The organism is Granulicella sp. WH15, assembly GCF_009914315.1.
Lineage (GTDB): Bacteria > Acidobacteriota > Terriglobia > Terriglobales > Acidobacteriaceae > Edaphobacter.
On record NZ_CP042596.1, the window covers coordinates 964,161 to 981,912 of the forward strand.

A 17,752-nucleotide genomic window follows, 5' to 3' on the forward strand; every position below is an offset into this window, starting at 1 on the left:
GTTGCGCGAGCATATGGGCCATTTGATAGTGGATCTGGATCATTTGCTCAATACTTGACCAATCGTTCCAGAAAAGGTATAACCGAGCAATGGCGCGTACAAAGGAGTTCGATCAGGAACAGGCTCTTGATGCCGCCATGCACCTGTTCTGGGAGCGGGGGTACGAAGCGACCTCGATTCAAGAACTAGTGGAGGCTACGGGCGTCCAACGTCAAAGCCTCTATGACACCTTTGGATCGAAGCATGAGATGTTTCTGCAAACCTTGATGCGGTATCAGGAGTTGGAGGGGCACCAGCTAAGCGACATCATGAAGATGCATCCCAAAGGCGGCTTGCCGCTCATACGGGCGATCTTTGAAAGTCGTGCTTCCCATACAGTCTGCGACCCTCGCGGATGTTTTGGCTCCAATTGTTCTGTGGAGTTGGGCACCTCCGACCAGGCTGTCGCAGAGAGAATTCGCATTGGCCGCGACGGCCTGGAGGAACTGTTCACGCGCTGTCTGGTCCAGGCGAGTGACGCTCACGAACTCAAGAATTCATCATCTGTCTCTGCGTTGGCGCAGTTCCTGGTCAATGCTTTTTTCGGTCTTAACCTTATGGCGAAGACTCGACCCACCAAAGCAATGATCGACAATGTGGTGGCAGTCACTCTGGCCACTCTATGATCTTTCATTTGCTAAATTTGACCAATCGTTCCAGAAAGGACGAAAACAATGGGAAAACTAGATAACAAAATCGCACTTATTACCGGTGGAACCACCGGCATCGGTCTTGCCACAGCGCAGCTCTTCATCAAAGAGGGCGCGAAGGTTATCGTCACTGGCCGTAACCCGGAAACACTCGGCCAAGCCAAGACGACATTAGGGGCTGGGGCAGATGTGATCGCGGCAGATACCAGTGATCTCAAGGCGGTCGAGCAACTCTTCAAGACCATTGCGGAACGGTATACGAAAATCGATGCGCTCTTTGTGAACGCCGGTGTAGCGAAGTTTGCTCCTCTTGACCAATCATCCCCCGAAATGTTCGATGAGCAGTTCAACGTCAACGTGCGCGGCGCTTACTTCACAGCCAAGCACGCAGCTCCGCTCATTGCCGACGGGGGCGCCATTCTTTTCACGGCGTCGATGGTGACGAGCATCGCGGAACCCATGGCAAGCGTTTACTCCGCGACCAAAGCCGCGCTCCGGTCTTTCGGACGTAGTCTCGCGTCAGAGTTGGCTCCGAAGATCCGCGTCAACACGATTAGCCCTGGACCGATTGAAACCCCGATCTTCGGAAAGCTCGGTTTGCCTTCCGATGTGATTCAGGCTTTTGCCGCTGACATGATGCAGAGAAACCCCTTGAAGCGTATCGGACACGTAGACGACATCGCGAAGGCTGCGCTGTTCCTTCTTTCGAACGAGTCTTCCTACGTAACAGGAATCGAGTTGTTCGTAGACGGCGGTATGGCCAGCCTCTGAGTCTCGTTCACCCGTTTGTGGGGGGGGACACTTTGCTGCCGAATGGCAGGACAAAGTGTCCCTCATCGCTTAGTGGCGATCTCCGTCCCGTCCATGCGGGCAGCACTGAAAGCTCTCAGAAGTCGACCTGTCCTGAGTTACCGCGCAGCTTTGGGAGCACTATGAGCGTAGATTCCGCACACAAAGGAGATGGACAATCCTGGGAGAGTGTTCACGTCTGTCCAAAATGCGGACACGTCATCAATCTTGCGGAATTGGACCTAAGAGCAATCACCACCGGAATCGCGAACTGTCCGAACTGTGAATGGCCGGGGCAGATAGAAATACAAGTCATCGCTGATGTGCCTCGGAGAAAGCCGTCTTCGGCCGAGTGACTGCGTCATGCCGAAATCGGGAGCGACAGTTGTCGGTGCCTCTTATTGTCCCGCAATTTGCGCATGTATGCGCGGACGAATTCGCTAGCGATCTTTGAATCATCATCTGCACGGCAGACCAGACAGGTTTCAGCCTTAGGCTCGAATCGTTGAGGGGGGGCGCGGTGACCCCATTGCGCGCCATAAGCAAAGCGCCGGTCTTCGTTGCAAAAGCAAGTCGCTTATGGGAACTAAATCGCCAACTTGCGAGATCCGACAATCCGCTTGTAAGGCTCGTCCGAGTCACCATCGTCACCATTCAGAGCGCCGTGGATCGGAGCCTACCAATAGCGGAGGTTACTCGCCGTTGATCCCTTTGAGAAACTCGCTCAGGGACAATCCGAAGGCACCGGCAAGAGCTGCCAGATGATGAAGTCCTACCTCGCGCACCCCCCGCTCCAGGTCGGAGATGTGGACCTCATGGATTCCGGAGTGTTCTGCCAAGTCGATCTGTCGCCAGCCGTTTTTCTTACGGAGCTTCCGGATTCTCTCGCCGACCTGGACGCAGACATCAGAGGACATTCCCCTAGCATTGACTTAGTGCAAGCACTATATTTAGTGCATGCACTCTTTCACCGTTTATGCGCTTTCGGGTTGAGCGAACAGGCTGGGCTGGACCGAAGCAATACATCGCTGGATGGGTAATCGCGGAAGCGAGCAGGGTAGTTTGTCGAGGCAATTAAAATCTGACGAATCCGTTTACTTGTAAAGCACGCCGTAGCTTGGCTATGTTTTGCTTAAACATCGGGGGAAAAGCATGATTGAATGCAAAGAACTTGCCGGTAAAGTGGTTCGTCAAGTGACGATCTTCGAGGATGGTGATTGCGGACCCGAGGTCAACTTCGAATTCGGGGATGGCAGTAACTTCAATGTCTGCCTGAAGAGCGCGATCGAAGCGAAGTTGACGCTGGATGAAGGCGGGCAACCTCAGGTACTGAAGGATTACAGTTCTCTGGATATCCCAAGATAACGATCTTCCTTGTTTAACGGCTGGGAACATGCGGTGGTATGGCTCCCCTGTGCAACTTCGGCTGATCTCTTAGTGGAAGTCATGCGACCGCGTCTCCGCCTCACTGAGATTCAGTACATGCACCGCCGATGCTTTCAAGGTCACAACATTGTCCTGATCACTCATCCAGAGATAGAGGCTGGGATTGGCATGGACTTACTCGGGGTGGAGATTCTTCGCATGAAGGTTCTTACCAGCTCACTAATGGCCTTAGATCGGTTATCCGCGCGGGACGCAAGATAGGTCTTCACTGAAAGTCCGTCCTCTAGAAGAGGACGGACGGTGACACCATTCCGCGCAAGTAGCAGCGCACCCGCTTTGACTAGAAATGCCACGCAGGATTCTCTGAGTACGAACGGAAAAGCTTCTTCCGGCGCAGTGATGTGCTGAATCCTGGCCGGGACGACCTTTCGCTTTTCGGCGGCCAGCATGACGGAGTCATAAAGAGGCGGGTGCAGCCGACGCTCGAAGATGATCCATGTTCGACCAGCCATCGCATCGAGCGTGACGGACGAATTCGTCGCTAGTTCGTCCTGCTCTGACATCGCAATGTAAAAGGGCGATTCGGCCACCTTGATCGTTGTCAGCAGCGGCGATTTGGGAGGCTTCGTTGGAAGCGCCAGATCCAGTCCTCCCGCGAGCAGCTCATGGACGAGATCGCACGAGTATTGGCTGGATAGCTCAATCTTCAGGCGCGGGAAGGACGGCAATTGGAGCGAACGGAGCGTCGAGATCAGGAAGGGATCGGTGTAGGGCGATCTGCCGACATTCAATATCGCATCTGCATTCTGACCGACTGCGCGCGCCGCCCGGCACGCCCGTTCGCCATAGAGGAGCGACAGTCGAGCTTTCTCCACGTAGGCTCGACCTGCGGGCGTCACCTTCACGGTTTTACGATCTCTCTCAAAGAGCCGAACACCAAGGTTGACCTCTACCTCGGCTACGTTTCTTGTGAGCATTGGTTGACTGATGCGAGTCTTCTGCGCCGCGAGGGTGAAGCTCAATTCCTCAAAGACGGCAATCACCGACTCCATGTGCTTTGTATCGTTGCGTGCCATAGTCCTGCTCCCCTGTCCTGCTCGACGGTGTATGGATGGGAGGGACGAGATGGTCAGTGTCTATGCCTTCGTTGATTTCGGGTAGTTCTGAAGACTACCCTTGCGAGCGATACTTCCTGGGACAAGTGGCAAACAATTAGTTCAGGTTCCTGTCGTTCAGTTGGAGACGAAGGCCATCCCCTCGCAACATGCCATTTCCGTTAGACGCATCAGAGTGATCTCTGGTTCCAAACTTGCGTAGCCGCTTCTTATTACTGGCAGTAATAACCGACTCACAAAAAAGCATTGGACTTCCTGCAAGCAAGGGGCGAATCGTATTCTCAAGGATTTCGAGGGTGACTTCACCGTTACGAGATCAACTTCCCTGGCTTGTCAGATGATCCGCTCTTGAGGCGTGCATGGCAGCTTTCCCGCGGCTGCCGAACCTCTCCCGAGATTGAAGCGCGGAAGCCGAAGGACATCCCTGAAATGGCGGGACGCTCAAAAGTGCCTTCGGGCAAATGCGGCGTAACCCTATAGGCAGGTCTCCATGCAGAGCAGGAACCCACTGGAAGTCAACATCCTGATCGTGATCATCGCTCAGGAGGGCAGTTTTATCAGGGCCTCTAAGAAGCTGGGCATTGCGCCACCGTCCCTCACCAGAAGGGTTGCGTGGCTGGAAAGAAGCATTGGCGTCAAGCTGTTTGATCGATCGACGCGCAACGTGGAGTTGACCGCAGCCGGTCGGCTCTTTGTTCAGGAGTCGTCTCTCTCCCTGAGCCATGCCGAACGGGCTTGGGATCTCGCCCGGTTTCAGGCACAGATCGATAGTGGACCCTACCGCGTCGGCTACTCGCCGTACACCCATAGCGCGTTTCTGCCGCTTCTTAATGCGCTGAGTCCAGCGCCTCATCCTCCCGGCGATGAACCTTCCGGCATTGTGCTGGAGACGGCGAACACCCTGAAGTTGGTGGAGCGCGTTCTTCGAGGGAAGCTGCATGCCGCCCTGGGTGTTGGCCCCATCGTGGATCGGGATCTATGGGTGCAGCGTGTCGGACAGGAGGGATTCTCGGTCTGCTTACCGAGGAGCCACCGGCTGACTCAGAAAACCGCTTTGACTGTACATGATCTTGATCGCCAAACGGTCTTCTGGATGCCGCGATCTTCGCAGCCGCGCTTTTATGCGGGAGTGATGAGATACGTCAGCAGTCTAGGAGTGCAACCAGTCTTCAGAGAAGTAAGGAGTGTAGCGCACGCCTTGGAGTTCGCCTCTCATGGCGCGGGCCTCGCTCTGCTCCCCCGTTCTAGCGCCCGTATCTCCTTTTCGGGAACAGTATTCAAGTCACTGACTGATCGCTATCTGGGCGTTGAGACGATGCTCTTTATGCGGCGCGATCAGAGGTACGGAAAGCTCAAGGAGATCGTCGACAGTCTCTTCGCTCAACTATTGGCGCGCAAACTTGAAATCAATTGAATTCCAAGCTTGAATCGAACAACTCAATACGGAGGATAGGATGCGTAACTTCTCAATTTTCTTACTTGCAGGCGTCGTAGCTCTCACCGCATGCGACAGCGCAAGGAAACCCAGCGCCGGCAATTTCAGAAAAGCCATAGACCAGTATCTGGCGAAACAGGGAAAAACCTGTACGTGGGTCGTCACCTCATTTCCCGTGGATGTTTCGGAATCCGAACAGAAGCTCCAGTCAGGAGCAGCCCCACAGATGGCAGTTCTTGAAGTAGCCGGGTTGCTCCGTTCTTCAGACACCGTAGCTGCTGTTCCGGGCATCTTGGGTCCGAGCGCGCCCCGACGCGTGAAGCGATATGAACCGACCGAGGAGGGCAAGAAATATCTGCAGCAGGTTCCCGGCGCTCTCGGTCAACGCGCGGGGTTCTGCTACGGGGATAAGACGGTCTATTCGATTGTGAAATGGATGGAGCCGGTGACGATGGGAGCATCTTCTCAGACCGAGGTCACCTACACCTATAAGATTGCGAACCTCGCGCCCTGGGCGCAGCGACCCGACATCCAGCACGAATTCGGCGACGTGCTCGCGATAGTAAACGGCGCGTCAAAAGCGAACGAAATCGCGCGACTCCAGTTGACCAACCGGGGATGGGAGGTTCTGAATCAGTGAATTCGACCTCGAACTGGCAACTTTCTTCGCAGTGGATGTCAGATGGCTCAGCCAGAACAATCGACACTGCTTTCACAGGCTGTTCTGGTCTGCGTTACACCTTTATTAGATGGGCAGCGCACTTCATGTTCTCCTGAGATTCGAAGCGCCAATCCATCGTCGAACTTCCGCCGCAACCTACGCAGTTGTGTCGTGAAAGCGCGCTCTCTGTAATCCTCAATGGGGATGCCACGCGAACTTTCCGAAGATTTCGATGCGCGGTCGATCCGTGCGGGATTCTAATTGCGGATGCTCAGTACCTGCTGTACGTGTCGCCTTCCCTGATGTCGGCTGATATAGACAATCAGATCAATGCCGCGCCGAACGTCCTCTTCGGCTACGTTCAGTTGCAGATTGGCTGCACTGCGGATCGCAAGGCTTGCGAGTCGGCGGATAGCTTCTTCGGCGCTGCTGGCATGAATGGTGGCCAGCGTCCCACGGTGGCCGGTATTTGTGGCGTCCAACAGCGTTAGGGCTTCCGCGCCACGAACTTCACCCACGATGATGCGGTCCGGGTGATGCCGGAGGATAGCTCTGAGTACATCGTCGAAAGTGATCCTACTGTGATGCGTGTCGGTCTGGGACTCGGCGGAGACGACGTGCGGTTTGCGGATGTGCAGCTCCGCGGTGTCCTCAATGAGCAGGATACGCTCATGGTCAGGAATGGCATCGGCCAGCGTACCCAGGAGCGTCGATTTGCCACTGGCGGTCCCACCGGCAATGAGGATGTTCTGACCTGCGCGCACTGCGTCCGTCAATATCTCCGCCTGTTCTTCGGTCAGCATCTCGACTCGTATCAAGTCATCCAACTTGAAGTCCTTGGCCGTGAACCGTCGTATCGTGACCAAAGGCCGGGGATTGACCACAGGCGGAATCATCGCCGCCAGTCGGCTGCCGTCCGGCAGGCGCAGGTTGAGGATGGGCGAGTCAGCGTCCAGCTTTTTACCGAAGCGGTTGGCGATGACTTCGAGGCCGGTTTGTAATGCTCCATCGTCGAATTGAATATCGGGGAGCCGCTGAATTTGCCCTTTCTCTTCGATCCAGACGGAGTTGTCCGGGTTCACCATGATCTCAGAGATGGTGCGGCTGGCGAGTAGATGCGCGATGGGTTTGAGGAACGGAATAATGATTTCAAAGCTCATGCTTGATACCTCTTGTTTGTGCAGGTTGGGTGGTTTGAAAACCTGTTAGCTGCGATCGCCTATGCGGGGATGACACGAAGGTTCATTGCTGTAACCTTTGTGGATCGAAGTCGATCCTTTCCTGCTCGAACCAGTTCATGGTGATAGGCAGAAAGTCCGGTTTGAGATAACAGTAGGTCGCTGGCTGTGGGCTGATTCCATCGAAAGCGACGACGATGGACTGCGCATTCTTGAGGTCGAAGAAGACCTTCTCCTCGAAGACTGGTTCTTTCTGTTTTTGATACTGCTTGACGGCGGCGACCGAGCCTTTGCTGGCGGAGGTACGGCCCGAGAGCCATCCGACATTGGCATTGGTCGAAGTCTCGGAGAGTGTGTAGCCGATCCGGGTGCGGTCTTCCTTGCCGCATAGCTCCGACGCGTAGCGGGCAGTCTCAGGATCAGAAGTGGTGAAAAAAATCTTCGAGCGAAATGCCTGCAGGAGAGTCTTCACGCCTTCGTTCGGCAGAGCATCTTTGAGGCTGGCGACGGACTGAGTTGCGACGATGGGAATGCAACGGGGCTGCCGCGACAGAGACAAAAATCTATCATCGCCCGTTGGGTTGTCGCCACCTACCGTAGCGAAGTTCTGGTACTCATCGCAGATGAAGACCGATGGGCGATAGTGTTTTTTGGGTTCGGCATCCATCCGGGGGATACGCAGAAGCATCGCCCGCTGATAGTCGATCTTCATCATGGTGCCGATTGTCTTGGCGAGCGCCGGGTTCAAAGCAACAGGAAAGTTCAGACCCACGACCTTGCCGGATTCGATCAGCTCGTCGAACGGTGGCATGACGATGCCGTCAGGATCAGAGCCGCAGCCTTCTCCTTGGTAGAGCTCTTTGGGTGGGCAGAAGACACGGCGCACATCCGGGTCGGTCTCGAAGAGCGAGAGGAAAACGGCGATGCCCTGGACGATGGACGTCTTCACTTCGGAGCGAAAGAACTTTGACCGCGCCGATAGCCATTCCCACGCCGAAGACGATGCCAGCGAGGGTCTTCTTGGACTGGCCTTCGCCGTAGGCGAACATCAGTCCTCCGACCACGATGGCGACTAGGCTGAGACCTTGGGCAATCGAGCCGGTGAAAGAGGTTTTGAGGACGTTGACTGCGTTGTCCCACGGATCACTGCCTGTCGATTGCGCGTACACGGGCAGTGCCGTAAGGAAGAGCAGCGAAGGCATGAGGACCCTCCGCCAGTGCGAGCGCAGCGCCGGAAGGCGCGAGCGTTTGATGTGAATGAGTGTTTGCATGTGCTCCTTTCATTTGCGTGTCGGTGAGTGGCACTCCCCGTTGCAATGTCATGGAGCGAAGGTAGGCGAGAAATGGGGGGTCGATTATTACCTTTTCGTCCCGGTCATTCCATCTGCGTCAATAATCCAGAGGCACAGGCTGAGGGCTGCGAGACGCACAATGGAGGACGGCACGGAAGAGTTGCACGATACGCGCCGCGCAGGCGCAGACATTGGCATTCCCACCATGACAGGCAAACAATCCGCGTACGTGACGCGAGTCAAGGCCGCGGTCATCGCAACTCAGAGCGATAGCTCGCCTTGAGGCGTGGCGCGTACGCGGGCAACATCCCACGAGAGTGGGAATGCCGAACTACGAGGACTGCCTTGCGGCGCCCCTTGCTTGAACTCTTCCCATGCGTTCGTTGGCCTGCTGGTAGTACGCATCGTCCATCTCCACGCCGATGTACTTGCGGCCTGTCAGCAATGCTGCCGCACAGGAGCTACCACTGCCAGCGAAGGGATCGAGCACCAACTCACCTGGCAACGTGAAGCTGCGAATCAACTGTGCCAGAGGCTCTACCGGCTTCTGCGTCGGATGCAGCTTGTTGCCGCTGTACGGCATGTCGATCACGTCCGCTACCGGCTGCTTCGGCAACGGCGGCCTACCCTTGGCCAGTAGATACGCCTGCTCGTGCTGATAGCTAAGGAACCTCGATTTCGAGCTGTATGCCTTACGGAAGACGATGTGTCCGACCGGCTGAAAACCCGCGTCTTTCCAGGCTGCGAAGAACTCATCCACTTTCGTCCAGCCGTAGAACATGATGGCTACGCGATTCATCTTGAGTACCCTGTAAGCTTCCCGCATCGCGGGCTTGAGCCAGGTTGCATCGGCGTCGTTCTGAATGGTGCGTCCATCGCGGTCGCGGTAGTTCACCAGGTACGGCGGGTCGGTGAGGATGAAGTCGATGCTGTTGGCCGGCATCTCGTGCATCTTCTCGATGCAGTCGCCGTGAAGGATCTGGTTGGTGAAGCTGCTCTGTTGTGCGGTTGCTACTGACGTGGTTGCCATCTCTGAAATCTCCTTTGGTCCCTTGTCTCTGAAGGCGACCGGGACACACCACGCGAAGCGATGCAAGGGTCCCGCCTCCCAAGGCAAGCAGAGCCCGCGCTGTCCGCCGGGCGGCGGTTAAGACCCGCAGCAGTGTCCGGTCAACGCGCAGAACATGGGATTGGAGATCGAATTGGCAAGCTCTGAAATCGACCAGCAGAGAATACTTCCGTGCCGAAGTAGAGACTCTCGATTATTGACGCAGATGGAATGAGCGGGATGAAAAGGTAATAATTGCGGTCCGATTGTTGACCTAGCTTAGGGGCTGGAGTGCTCTTCTGATGAGCAAGGCAGCCCAAGACAAGTCGCATCCACTCACCCCGCGAATAGTGATCAATGCCTGTGGCGTTGAGGACGCAGACGCGAAGTTGAAGGGATTTATCGACGACTGGTTCGTGCCGGCTTTGGTAGACCACTATATCCGCCGCCATCGGAAACCTTCTGCGCCAATGGATCGGGACACAGATTGCGATTCACAGAAGGTGGAATCCGAAGACTAGATATCGGCGCTAATCTAGTGTTTTGTGGTCGGAAAAACGTCAACAAAGAGTCATGATCGCGGGCACTTTAAGAGCTAAACTCGACGGCAAGGAGCAGCCATGAGATGCGCCATATACGCTCGATTCTCCTCTGATTTGCAACGCCCCACCTCGATTGAAGATCAGGTCCGGCGCTGTACTGAATTTGCAGCGAAACAGGGATGGACGGTTGTCGATGAGTTTATCCGTTGCGATGAAGCGAAGTCGGCTGCAACGGTTGCGGGACGCAACGCTCTGAATGCGTTGATGGTCGCCGCGAAGACGAAACCCAAGCCATTTGACTGCCTGCCGGTAGATGACACTTCGCGGCTTGCGCGCTATCTGCCGGATGTCCTGAGCATGAATGACATACTCCTCTATCACGGAGTATTTATCTATGCGGTCGCTCAACGGCTGGATTGCAGGGAAAAGGCATCCCGCCCTCTGCTGACGCTGCACGGGATGATGGATGAGCAGTTTCTCGTCAGCCTCGGTGAGAAGGTCCATCGAGGTCAGGAAGGCCGAGCACTGAACGGGATGCACCCTGGCGGAAAAGTGTTTGGGTATCGGAACACCCCATTGAAGATCCAACGCGCACCGGCAAGTATGGGCGTGCTGCGGTGAGTGGCGTGAAGTTGGAACTCGACGAAGTGGAGGCTCCTATCGTCGAGCGTGTGTTCACCATGTATGCCAATGGCAACAGCCTTGCGTCCATTGCGAAGATCTTGAATGCCGAGGGAGTGCAGGCTCCTCAGCCACCTCGGAACCGTCTGATCCGCGCATGGTGCCCCTCCTCCATACGGGATATGTTGCGCAATGAACGCTACCGTGGAGTCTTCGTATGGAACCGGACGAAGAAGGAGCGCAACCCCGAGACCGGCCGCAAGACCAGCAGGCCGCGTCCTGAGTCCGATTGGATGCGGGTAGAGGTTCCCGAATGGAGGATCGTCTCCGAGGAACTCTGGCAGCAGGTGGAGGCGCAGATTTAAAGGGTCAGCAAACGATGGTCGGCGACCAGCATTGGAGGGCAGGGGCGCAGAGGGCGCGGTCCTAAACATCTTTTCAGTGGGTTCCTCATCTGCGGCCTCTGTGGCTCGCGGATGACGATCGTCTCCGGCAACGGACGTCGCGGTTACGTCAAATACGGTTGCCCGAGTCATCGCAATCGAGGCGTGTGTGCGAACAGCGTCATGATTCGGAAGGATCGACTGGAACATCAACTCCTCGCAGAGCTTTCCGGGCGACTCCTTCAGCCTGCAATGGTCGATTATGCTCTCCAGTCGTTTCATGAGCAGTTGCAGCGTCGGTTGCAGGAGATTCAGGATCAGGCTGACAGCGCCGCGAACGGGATTCTGGCCCTTCAGAGCAAGCGTCAGGAACTGAAGACGAAAGTGACCAACGTGACTGAGGCCATTGCAGCGGTCGGCCACTCGCCAAGTCTATTGGCTCAGTTGGCTACGATCGAGGCGGAAATAGCCAAGGTGGATGACCGTCTGACTGAGATGAACCAGCCGCGGGAACTTGCCGTTTCGGTGGAAGACCTGCGGGAGGTTCTCCATGAGAGGGCTGCCGAGATCGGCGCATTGCTGCGTGGGGATGTGGAGGTTGCGAGGCATGCGATGGCCAAATATGTTGATCGGCTTGTGCTCACGCCGAAAGGCACACCCGAGGGCCCGGTATTCGAAATCTCCGGTAGTGTCCAAATTTTCAGTGGAAACGACCCAAGGGATGGGGTGTGCATCAGTAATGGTGGCCAGAGGTGTCTCCGTTCAGTGATGCACCCTTTTCGGGGTACCTGTGGGGGACGGGCCATTCAATCCTCGACCTTATAAAGAAATCGCTAAGCTCGAACGTGCGATCCAGAGTTGCAGCTAGCACAGTTTCCATAAAGGAAAAACTCATGCCCACTTGCGCTGAAGCCGCGCGGCAGCTTTGGCTTCGACTGTATGATGCATCCCTTCAAGTCGAAGAGTTTGCCGCATGTATCACAGTGAAAGTGATGGTGATGTTCCTTCCCCGATAGCTCATATCGGGTCGTTTCCCCAGGGAGTTCCACAGCTATAAGCCAACCTTCCTCGACCAAAGCCTGGATGTTCCTGTACACGGTAGCGATCCCGATTGCAGAATGATGTTCGAGCGCACACTCGAGAGCTTCGTCTGGAGATAGCGGACGGTCTGCCTCGGCAAAAGCCTCTCGGATGGCGGCCTTCTGTTTCGTGTTTCTTTTGTCCATTGGATAATAAGATTAGATTCTCAGCACCTGAGATTCAAGGGGTAGACAAAACCCATCCGGTCAATGAAGCGGGTCGCCGGATATCTCGCCTCTGGAATAATGATATTATCCTCGCAATAGCGAGGGGGAGAACATCTGGGGACAGCAAGGCTACTCGGGCCGAACATGCCCGCACCACACCTGTACTGGACAGACAATCTGAATCCCTGGATTGTTCATTTTGGCGGGAACTTCGGGATAAAGTGGTACGGCGTCGCCTACATGTTGGGCTTCTTCAGCGCCTTTTTGATTTGGAGCAGATGGGCTCGACAAGGTCGGTTGCCTCTCAATGCCGATGATCTCCTGACTCTACTGACGTACGCGATGGTTGGAGTCATGGCGGGAGGGCGACTCGGATACTGCCTTCTCTACAATCTCGACACGGTCCGCCATAACCCTCTTGAGATTGTTGCCGTCTGGCATGGTGGAATGGCAAGCCACGGTGGCATCGCAGGGCTCATCCTCGCGATATGGATCTTTGCGCACATCCGGAAGCTGAATCCCTGGATGATCCTGGATGCTGCGGCCGTTGTTGGACCTCTGGGAATCATTTTGGGGAGAATCGCAAACTTCATCAACGGGGAGTTGTGGGGACGTCCATCTACAGTTCCCTGGGCGGTGATCTTTCCCGATGCTCCGCTGGTGAATGGCATCGAGGTCCCGCGCCATCCGAGTCAACTCTATGCTGCAGGGATCGAAGGAATCATCGTGCTGTTGGTCGCTCAACGGATGTTCCATCGCCAGCGTCGGCCAGGAATGACGACAGCGGCCGTTTGCATCGCCTACGGAGTCGGTCGATTCATCGATGAATTCTGGAGACAACCCGATGTAGGGCAGCCTGTCTTCTGGGGCTGGATGAGCAAGGGACAGCTTCTGACCATCCCCATGATCCTCTGTGGTGTTGGTCTGTGGACCTGGAGATCATTTGCCAAAGATCGGATGCCGGAGGGGATTGAGGAGGCGTAGATCAAGCGGAGACAACTCCTGGTGGAGGGTGCGCACCCATCAGAACCGAGTACGGCTGCGAAGAACGGCTTACTTACTTTTAATAGCCGCAGACTACATCTCCAAAGAACAGGTTGCGGTCAAGAATCGGGGCATCTAGGCACGCGAAGTCAGGATAGGCATGAGCATCGGTAGAGCAAAAGCGTGCGCCTAAAACCCTTATCTAATCTCTAACTTGTATATCAACTTTTGTTGAGAGAGTATTATCAGTATCATTATCTTGTACTGGAAAGACAACTGTGTTCATCTCTTTTTAGAGTCCGTTCCCGGTAGGTCTTGCCACTGTACGAGGAGAATGAAATGCTACGTAGCTCGCTCTTGATCGCCTCCACGCTCTTACTAAGCTCCGCCGCGTTCTGCCAGAGTCCCACGACAGCACATACGAGTGCTCTCAAGGGGCCGGACGGCAGTTCGATCGGTCAGATAACGGTCACGCCCACTCCGAACGGTGTCTTGCTTCGGGTTGAAGCAAAGGGTTTGACTCCGGGTTGGCATGGTATGCACTTCCACGAGAAGGGCGATTGCAGCGATGTCGCCTTCAAAAGCGCCGGGGCTCACGTTCATGCAAAGACGCCGGTGGTTCATGGGCTATTGAACGCAGACGCCAACGATGCAGGAGACCTGCCGAATCTGTATGTTGCCGCGGACGGGACAGCGATGGTTGAGCTCTATTCAACTCTCGTGACTCTGAATGGGGCCGGGAATCACCCGGCACTGCTCGATGCGGACGGCTCGGCTCTGGTGATTCATGCAAGTCCAGATGACTATAAGACGCAGCCTATCGGTGGAGCAGGAGCGAGAGTTGCCTGTGCGGTTATCCAGTAGCCCGAGAAACGAACGCTGACTGAACAGGATTGGAATGGGGTATTATTGATAAGGAGTTATCATTAGAAAGAAGTCAGTCCTTTGCCCATTCCCAGTTTGCTGTTGATCATTCCTGTTGTCTCGACGCTCGTGGGCGGGTTGGTCGCCATCCGCTTTCGGCATTTCACGAATATGCTGGTGGCGAGCGGGGCGGGCCTGCTGTTGGGAGCCGCATTCCTGGACCTTCTGCCGGAGGCGATCGCTCTGGGTGCGCCCGCGGGCATCTCTGCTGCGAATGTTCTGACTCTTACCCTCGTCTCGCTGTTGCTGTTCTTTGGAATTGAAAACTGTCTCGATGCGATGAGTGCGAGACAAGGAAGTCATGGCTCGCAAAAGACGGTAGGACGGATCGCGGGGGGCATGCTGATCTTCCATAGCTTCCGTGACGGAATGGCGATCGGAGCTTCCTATGTGGCCTCGCATCCGGCGGGCTATGCGGTAGCGCTCGGCATCGCGGCACATGACCTTGGGGACGGAATGAATACGATCCTCTTGACCACGAGAGGAGAGAGACCAACGAAGGGGGATTATCTCTTTCTTGGACTGGACGCAATCGCGCCGTTGCTCGGCGGTCTCGCTGCGATGTGGTGGTTCTCTTCGCTGAAGAACTCCGTGCTCTTATTGGCTTTGGCTGCAGGCTTCTTTATTCAGATGGCGGCAAGCGATTTTTTGCCGGAGATTCGCCACTGCAAGGGATCGCGACGAGTCCTTCTTCCACTGGTAGCGCTCGGGGCGATGGTCATCTACGTTGCCAATTTGCTGATCGGCCGGTGGCAGTAAAAAAGGCGGAAGCGTCGAACGCCTCCACCTCTTATTGATGCACAGTTCCTCGATCAGCTCGCGAGCTGTACGGTACCGTGATTATCGCAGTGGTCGCCGTCCGGATGGTGCAGGTGGCCATTCACAAGATAGTCGACGTGATCTCCGTGAGGGACTGCCTCATGGCCGCAGTCGGCGCCATGCTTATGCTCAGGGCCGTGTCCGTCACACTCGTGGCCGTTGGTACAGTCGGCGGGATTCGCGGAGTTCACCTCGAGCTTATGCTCGTCGATGTGGCCATCGTGAAGCGAGTGCAGGTGTCCGTCATGCAGGTAGTCGGTGTGGTCGTTGTGAACGATCGCGGTGTGGCCGCAATCCTTGCCGTGCTGATGGGGGTGGTTCTCGTGAATCTCGTGCTGTGTCGACATGGATCGGTTTCCTTTGAAGAGCGCCAAGAGGCGCGCGTTATAGGTTGGGGGAGCGATGGATGGTTGTTCGGAAGCATGAGCCAGGCCGTTGAAGACGAGGTCAAGAACATGCTGGTCCGCCAGATAGTAAAGAATGTGTTTCCCGTCGCGTCTACGACCGACGATATTGTCAGAACGCAGGACGCGAAGGCGCTGCGAAATGACCGTGATGGATTCACCCTCGAGTTCGGCAAGCTCCGTGACACAGGCTTCTCCCTGGGCGAGACGGGCCAGTATCCGAATCCTTGCGGGCTCGCCGAGCGCACGAAAGATCCTTGCGGTCCGCTCAATGGCGGGCTCGTTCACCGGGATATGAAGACGGTGAGAAGCGTGACTCTCAGCAGAACATTCGGGCTTTGCTTCAATCTTCACAAAACAACGATATCACACTTGCACAGTTATGCAAGTGATTGTTATTCGTTTAGTATCAGCGATCTGGCCGCCATATTTTTGATCTCGCCCAGATCTAGTGGTGATGCGAGTGGTGTACGCAGCAGGCTTCTCCTCGCAGCGAGAGCGTCCCGGCTCTAATAAGGAGAGGAACCAGCAGGAGGGCGGCAGCTCCATCCGCCCAGCCAATGCCGAAGATGGCATGAATCACCAGCCCGAAGAGAACGATCATCGCCTGGTACATACAGAAATCTGTCTGCTTGGCGTCGGTCATCATGGCTGTACTACCGAGTGCGCGACCTACCTTGCGCTTGGCCCGGGAGAGGAAAGGCATAAAGACGACTGCCGCCGTGGTAACGGCGATGCCAATCCAGGTCGTCTCCGAGGCCCGGTGATTCATGAGGTTGAGGACTGCTTCGACAGAGACATATGCCGCCAGGACCAGCAGACACACGCCGGCGATGCGCAGGCTGATATGCTCGGCGCGATGCCTCCGGTTGTGATCCATCTCGTGGGACATCCTCCACATCAAGGCGGCGCCTGAGACGACTTCGATGAGAGAGTCGAAACCGAATCCGGCGAGGGAGACGCTATGCGACTTCATTGCGGTGATGAGTGCGATTGTAGCTTCGAGAATTGCCCAGCCTATGGTGAACAATTCGAGATAGTGCCCGCGGCGAGCGATTGCTGCCCGGTCTAAATCAGAGACAATGACGGTTGCCATGAGACTTCCTTGGCGCTCAATCGGAGCGGATACCAGCGTTGCTAGGGGATGCCGAGGAGTTTCGGTGTGCTGGTCTTCTCAACGGACCGTAGACACGAACCCTGACGAGACAATGCTAGGCGCAGGGGATGGCGTATGGGGGCGGGCGAATTGCACAAGCTCGAACTGAAACAGAACCTGGTAGTTCCGGCTGTTGTCCGGGAGGAAACAGCGCGCTCCACCAGAAGAGACTCACCGCGAATGCGACGATTACGGCGACAAGCGTCGAGCCGAGCATGCACAGGCCGCAATGTGCGTCTCCCTGTCCCTCGGGAGAAAAGTGAACGTGACCTATAGAGGCTGTCATCGCACAAAAAACGCACAGTAGAAGGATCGCTATTAAGAGAGTGCGCGTCCATCCGGAGCCATGCGTCTCGGTGAGCATTAGGATCGATTATTCCCTCAGTACGGTTTGACGTCAATGCATGGCATTTGGTCGAGCCGATGGAGAAAAGAAATGAGTCAATTATCTGCTTGCAGATGCCATTGGAGTTATCTTGACCACATTCGCGCGGCATTTGCGCAGAGCGGTACAGCCTGTCGGTTGCAGGTCTTTATTGAGACAAACCTCCATGGCGGTAAGGCGGTTGTTTCCGCAACTGAGGTTCAAATTCTCGCTAGACAGCGAGGGATTTGATTCGAGAAATAGATTCACAATCGCATCGGGCTTCATTGCAATCTCGTGGTCGAGTTTCGAGAACAACGGAGGAATGACAATGGAACGGTATGCCTTCCTTGCCTGAGCGAAGAACGCATCGCCCGATAGAAGGGTGCAGGTACCGTGTTTCGACCACTCATGGGCAATCAACGATAGATCGGGCGTGATATCGAGCCACGCCGAAGGATCTGTTGGCCCAGGCTCGTGGTTGTCACAGTTCGCGGGCCAGGAGCCGTCACGGTTCTGTGGCCAGAGACCATGAAGGACGAAACCCGGATGCGCCGCGCACTGCGGACTCGAACTCAGCGTGGCGCAGAACTCTGGCGACCACGACAGATTGAGCAGGTAGTAATCGAAATGGTCGGGCTGGGCCGGAGCCTGGGCAATCAAAGACTGGGCGAAAAGACCGAAGAGCAAAAGGCAGAGAGTAATAAGTCTCATC

General features: G+C 55.7%; 22 protein-coding genes. 13 read left to right on the forward strand and 9 right to left on the reverse strand.

The genetic code is table 11. The features are described 5' to 3' along the window. The first annotated feature begins 89 nt into the window (after positions 1-89). Positions 90-665 carry a TetR/AcrR family transcriptional regulator gene (locus FTO74_RS19475; protein WP_220399073.1) on the forward strand — a complete coding sequence of 192 codons (576 nt, stop codon included), beginning with the start codon at positions 90-92 and terminating at the stop codon, positions 663-665. Between the two features lie 48 nt (positions 666-713). Next, on the forward strand, positions 714-1,460 hold the full coding sequence (locus FTO74_RS04165; RefSeq protein WP_162537008.1) for an SDR family oxidoreductase: 747 nt from the start codon (positions 714-716) through the stop codon (positions 1,458-1,460). Positions 1,461-2,170: 710 nt separating this feature from the next. Here FTO74_RS04165 and FTO74_RS04170 read toward each other — a convergent pair. Continuing rightward, positions 2,171-2,395: a helix-turn-helix transcriptional regulator gene (locus FTO74_RS04170; RefSeq protein ID WP_162537009.1), complete on the reverse strand. Its 225-nt coding sequence runs from the start codon at positions 2,393-2,395 to the stop codon at positions 2,171-2,173. A gap of 235 nt (positions 2,396-2,630) precedes the next feature. Between FTO74_RS04170 and FTO74_RS04175 the strand changes: the two genes are divergently transcribed. Then, positions 2,631-2,843, forward strand: coding sequence for a hypothetical protein (locus tag FTO74_RS04175; RefSeq protein WP_162537010.1), 213 nt, complete (start codon positions 2,631-2,633; stop codon positions 2,841-2,843). A gap of 161 nt (positions 2,844-3,004) precedes the next feature. Here FTO74_RS04175 and FTO74_RS04180 read toward each other — a convergent pair whose 3' ends face one another. Continuing rightward, positions 3,005-3,940, reverse strand: coding sequence for a LysR family transcriptional regulator (locus FTO74_RS04180; RefSeq protein ID WP_162537011.1), 936 nt, complete (start codon positions 3,938-3,940; stop codon positions 3,005-3,007). A gap of 529 nt (positions 3,941-4,469) precedes the next feature. On the opposite strand from FTO74_RS04180, the gene FTO74_RS04185 reads away from it, so the two are divergent. Then, complete coding sequence (locus FTO74_RS04185; protein ID WP_162537012.1) at positions 4,470-5,393, forward strand: LysR family transcriptional regulator; 924 nt, start codon at positions 4,470-4,472, stop codon at positions 5,391-5,393. Positions 5,394-5,433: 40 nt separating this feature from the next. Further along, positions 5,434-6,054: a hypothetical protein gene (locus FTO74_RS04190; protein ID WP_162537013.1), complete on the forward strand. Its 621-nt coding sequence runs from the start codon at positions 5,434-5,436 to the stop codon at positions 6,052-6,054. Between the two features lie 278 nt (positions 6,055-6,332). Here FTO74_RS04190 and FTO74_RS04195 read toward each other — a convergent pair whose 3' ends face one another. Next, positions 6,333-7,235 carry an ATPase, T2SS/T4P/T4SS family gene (locus FTO74_RS04195; protein WP_162537014.1) on the reverse strand — a complete coding sequence of 301 codons (903 nt, stop codon included), beginning with the start codon at positions 7,233-7,235 and terminating at the stop codon, positions 6,333-6,335. A gap of 82 nt (positions 7,236-7,317) precedes the next feature. After that, the gene (locus FTO74_RS04200; protein WP_162537015.1) at positions 7,318-8,202 is read right to left on the reverse strand and encodes a TraM recognition domain-containing protein; all 885 of its coding nucleotides are present in this window, start codon (positions 8,200-8,202) and stop codon (positions 7,318-7,320) included. Between FTO74_RS04200 and FTO74_RS19350 the strand changes: the two genes are divergently transcribed. Next, positions 8,177-8,329 (forward strand): hypothetical protein, encoded by a 153-nt coding sequence (locus tag FTO74_RS19350; protein ID WP_174242198.1) that lies wholly within the window; start codon positions 8,177-8,179, stop codon positions 8,327-8,329. The two genes, FTO74_RS04200 and FTO74_RS19350, sit on opposite strands and share 26 nt — an antisense overlap. Positions 8,330-8,876: 547 nt before the next feature. Here FTO74_RS19350 and FTO74_RS04210 read toward each other — a convergent pair. Further along, positions 8,877-9,575 (reverse strand): DNA methyltransferase, encoded by a 699-nt coding sequence (locus FTO74_RS04210; protein WP_162537017.1) that lies wholly within the window; start codon positions 9,573-9,575, stop codon positions 8,877-8,879. A 320-nt stretch (positions 9,576-9,895) separates the two neighbouring features. On the opposite strand from FTO74_RS04210, the gene FTO74_RS04215 reads away from it, so the two are divergent. From FTO74_RS04215 to FTO74_RS04230, 4 genes are all read left to right on the forward strand, one after another. Further along, a complete protein-coding gene (locus tag FTO74_RS04215; RefSeq protein WP_162537018.1) occupies positions 9,896-10,114 on the forward strand; it encodes a hypothetical protein in 219 nt (72 codons plus the stop codon). A gap of 99 nt (positions 10,115-10,213) precedes the next feature. Further along, positions 10,214-10,756 (forward strand): recombinase family protein, encoded by a 543-nt coding sequence (locus tag FTO74_RS04220; RefSeq protein WP_162537019.1) that lies wholly within the window; start codon positions 10,214-10,216, stop codon positions 10,754-10,756. 5 nt (positions 10,757-10,761) lie between these two features. Beyond that, positions 10,762-11,121 carry a recombinase family protein gene (locus tag FTO74_RS04225; RefSeq protein ID WP_162537020.1) on the forward strand — a complete coding sequence of 120 codons (360 nt, stop codon included), beginning with the start codon at positions 10,762-10,764 and terminating at the stop codon, positions 11,119-11,121. Positions 11,122-11,151: 30 nt separating this feature from the next. Continuing rightward, positions 11,152-11,964 carry a recombinase zinc beta ribbon domain-containing protein gene (locus FTO74_RS04230; RefSeq protein WP_255462609.1) on the forward strand — a complete coding sequence of 271 codons (813 nt, stop codon included), beginning with the start codon at positions 11,152-11,154 and terminating at the stop codon, positions 11,962-11,964. Between the two features lie 8 nt (positions 11,965-11,972). Here FTO74_RS04230 and FTO74_RS04235 read toward each other — a convergent pair whose 3' ends face one another. Continuing rightward, complete coding sequence (locus FTO74_RS04235; RefSeq protein WP_162537021.1) at positions 11,973-12,365, reverse strand: transcriptional repressor; 393 nt, start codon at positions 12,363-12,365, stop codon at positions 11,973-11,975. 165 nt (positions 12,366-12,530) lie between these two features. On the opposite strand from FTO74_RS04235, the gene lgt reads away from it, so the two are divergent. The 3 genes from lgt to FTO74_RS04250 all read left to right on the forward strand — a co-directional run bounded on the left by lgt (position 12,531) and on the right by FTO74_RS04250 (position 15,053). Continuing rightward, on the forward strand, positions 12,531-13,370 hold the full coding sequence (gene lgt / locus FTO74_RS04240) for a prolipoprotein diacylglyceryl transferase (protein WP_162537022.1): 840 nt from the start codon (positions 12,531-12,533) through the stop codon (positions 13,368-13,370). A gap of 339 nt (positions 13,371-13,709) precedes the next feature. Continuing rightward, on the forward strand, positions 13,710-14,234 hold the full coding sequence (locus tag FTO74_RS04245; RefSeq protein WP_162537023.1) for a superoxide dismutase family protein: 525 nt from the start codon (positions 13,710-13,712) through the stop codon (positions 14,232-14,234). A gap of 81 nt (positions 14,235-14,315) precedes the next feature. Then, a complete protein-coding gene (locus FTO74_RS04250) occupies positions 14,316-15,053 on the forward strand; it encodes a ZIP family metal transporter (RefSeq protein ID WP_255462493.1) in 738 nt (245 codons plus the stop codon). Between the two features lie 53 nt (positions 15,054-15,106). On the opposite strand, the gene FTO74_RS19635 is transcribed toward FTO74_RS04250, so the two are convergent. The 3 genes from FTO74_RS19635 to FTO74_RS04265 all read right to left on the reverse strand — a co-directional run bounded on the left by FTO74_RS19635 (position 15,107) and on the right by FTO74_RS04265 (position 17,751). After that, positions 15,107-15,460, reverse strand: coding sequence for a hypothetical protein (locus tag FTO74_RS19635; protein ID WP_255462494.1), 354 nt, complete (start codon positions 15,458-15,460; stop codon positions 15,107-15,109). 505 nt (positions 15,461-15,965) lie between these two features. Beyond that, positions 15,966-16,613, reverse strand: coding sequence for a cation transporter (locus FTO74_RS04260; protein WP_162537024.1), 648 nt, complete (start codon positions 16,611-16,613; stop codon positions 15,966-15,968). Positions 16,614-17,118: 505 nt separating this feature from the next. After that, the gene (locus FTO74_RS04265; protein ID WP_162537025.1) at positions 17,119-17,751 is read right to left on the reverse strand and encodes a ribonuclease T; all 633 of its coding nucleotides are present in this window, start codon (positions 17,749-17,751) and stop codon (positions 17,119-17,121) included. Between the last annotated feature and the right edge of the window lies 1 nt (position 17,752).

Coding starts and splice junctions, on each gene's coding strand:
- FTO74_RS04215 (WP_162537018.1), top strand. CDS start 9,896: ATGAGCAAGGCAGCCCAAGACAAGTCGCATCCACTCACCCCGCGAATA.
- FTO74_RS04210 (WP_162537017.1), bottom strand. CDS start 9,575: ATGGCAACCACGTCAGTAGCAACCGCACAACAGAGCAGCTTCACCAAC.
- FTO74_RS04220 (WP_162537019.1), top strand. CDS start 10,214: ATGAGATGCGCCATATACGCTCGATTCTCCTCTGATTTGCAACGCCCC.
- FTO74_RS19475 (WP_220399073.1), top strand. CDS start 90: ATGGCGCGTACAAAGGAGTTCGATCAGGAACAGGCTCTTGATGCCGCC.
- FTO74_RS04185 (WP_162537012.1), top strand. CDS start 4,470: ATGCAGAGCAGGAACCCACTGGAAGTCAACATCCTGATCGTGATCATC.
- FTO74_RS04265 (WP_162537025.1), bottom strand. CDS start 17,751: ATGAGACTTATTACTCTCTGCCTTTTGCTCTTCGGTCTTTTCGCCCAG.
- lgt (WP_162537022.1), top strand. CDS start 12,531: ATGCCCGCACCACACCTGTACTGGACAGACAATCTGAATCCCTGGATT.
- FTO74_RS04165 (WP_162537008.1), top strand. CDS start 714: ATGGGAAAACTAGATAACAAAATCGCACTTATTACCGGTGGAACCACC.
- FTO74_RS04245 (WP_162537023.1), top strand. CDS start 13,710: ATGCTACGTAGCTCGCTCTTGATCGCCTCCACGCTCTTACTAAGCTCC.
- FTO74_RS04170 (WP_162537009.1), bottom strand. CDS start 2,395: ATGTCCTCTGATGTCTGCGTCCAGGTCGGCGAGAGAATCCGGAAGCTC.
- FTO74_RS04180 (WP_162537011.1), bottom strand. CDS start 3,940: ATGGCACGCAACGATACAAAGCACATGGAGTCGGTGATTGCCGTCTTT.
- FTO74_RS04175 (WP_162537010.1), top strand. CDS start 2,631: ATGATTGAATGCAAAGAACTTGCCGGTAAAGTGGTTCGTCAAGTGACG.
- FTO74_RS04195 (WP_162537014.1), bottom strand. CDS start 7,235: ATGAGCTTTGAAATCATTATTCCGTTCCTCAAACCCATCGCGCATCTA.
- FTO74_RS04235 (WP_162537021.1), bottom strand. CDS start 12,365: ATGGACAAAAGAAACACGAAACAGAAGGCCGCCATCCGAGAGGCTTTT.
- FTO74_RS19635 (WP_255462494.1), bottom strand. CDS start 15,460: ATGTCGACACAGCACGAGATTCACGAGAACCACCCCCATCAGCACGGC.
- FTO74_RS19350 (WP_174242198.1), top strand. CDS start 8,177: ATGCCCTGGACGATGGACGTCTTCACTTCGGAGCGAAAGAACTTTGAC.
- FTO74_RS04260 (WP_162537024.1), bottom strand. CDS start 16,613: ATGGCAACCGTCATTGTCTCTGATTTAGACCGGGCAGCAATCGCTCGC.
- FTO74_RS04190 (WP_162537013.1), top strand. CDS start 5,434: ATGCGTAACTTCTCAATTTTCTTACTTGCAGGCGTCGTAGCTCTCACC.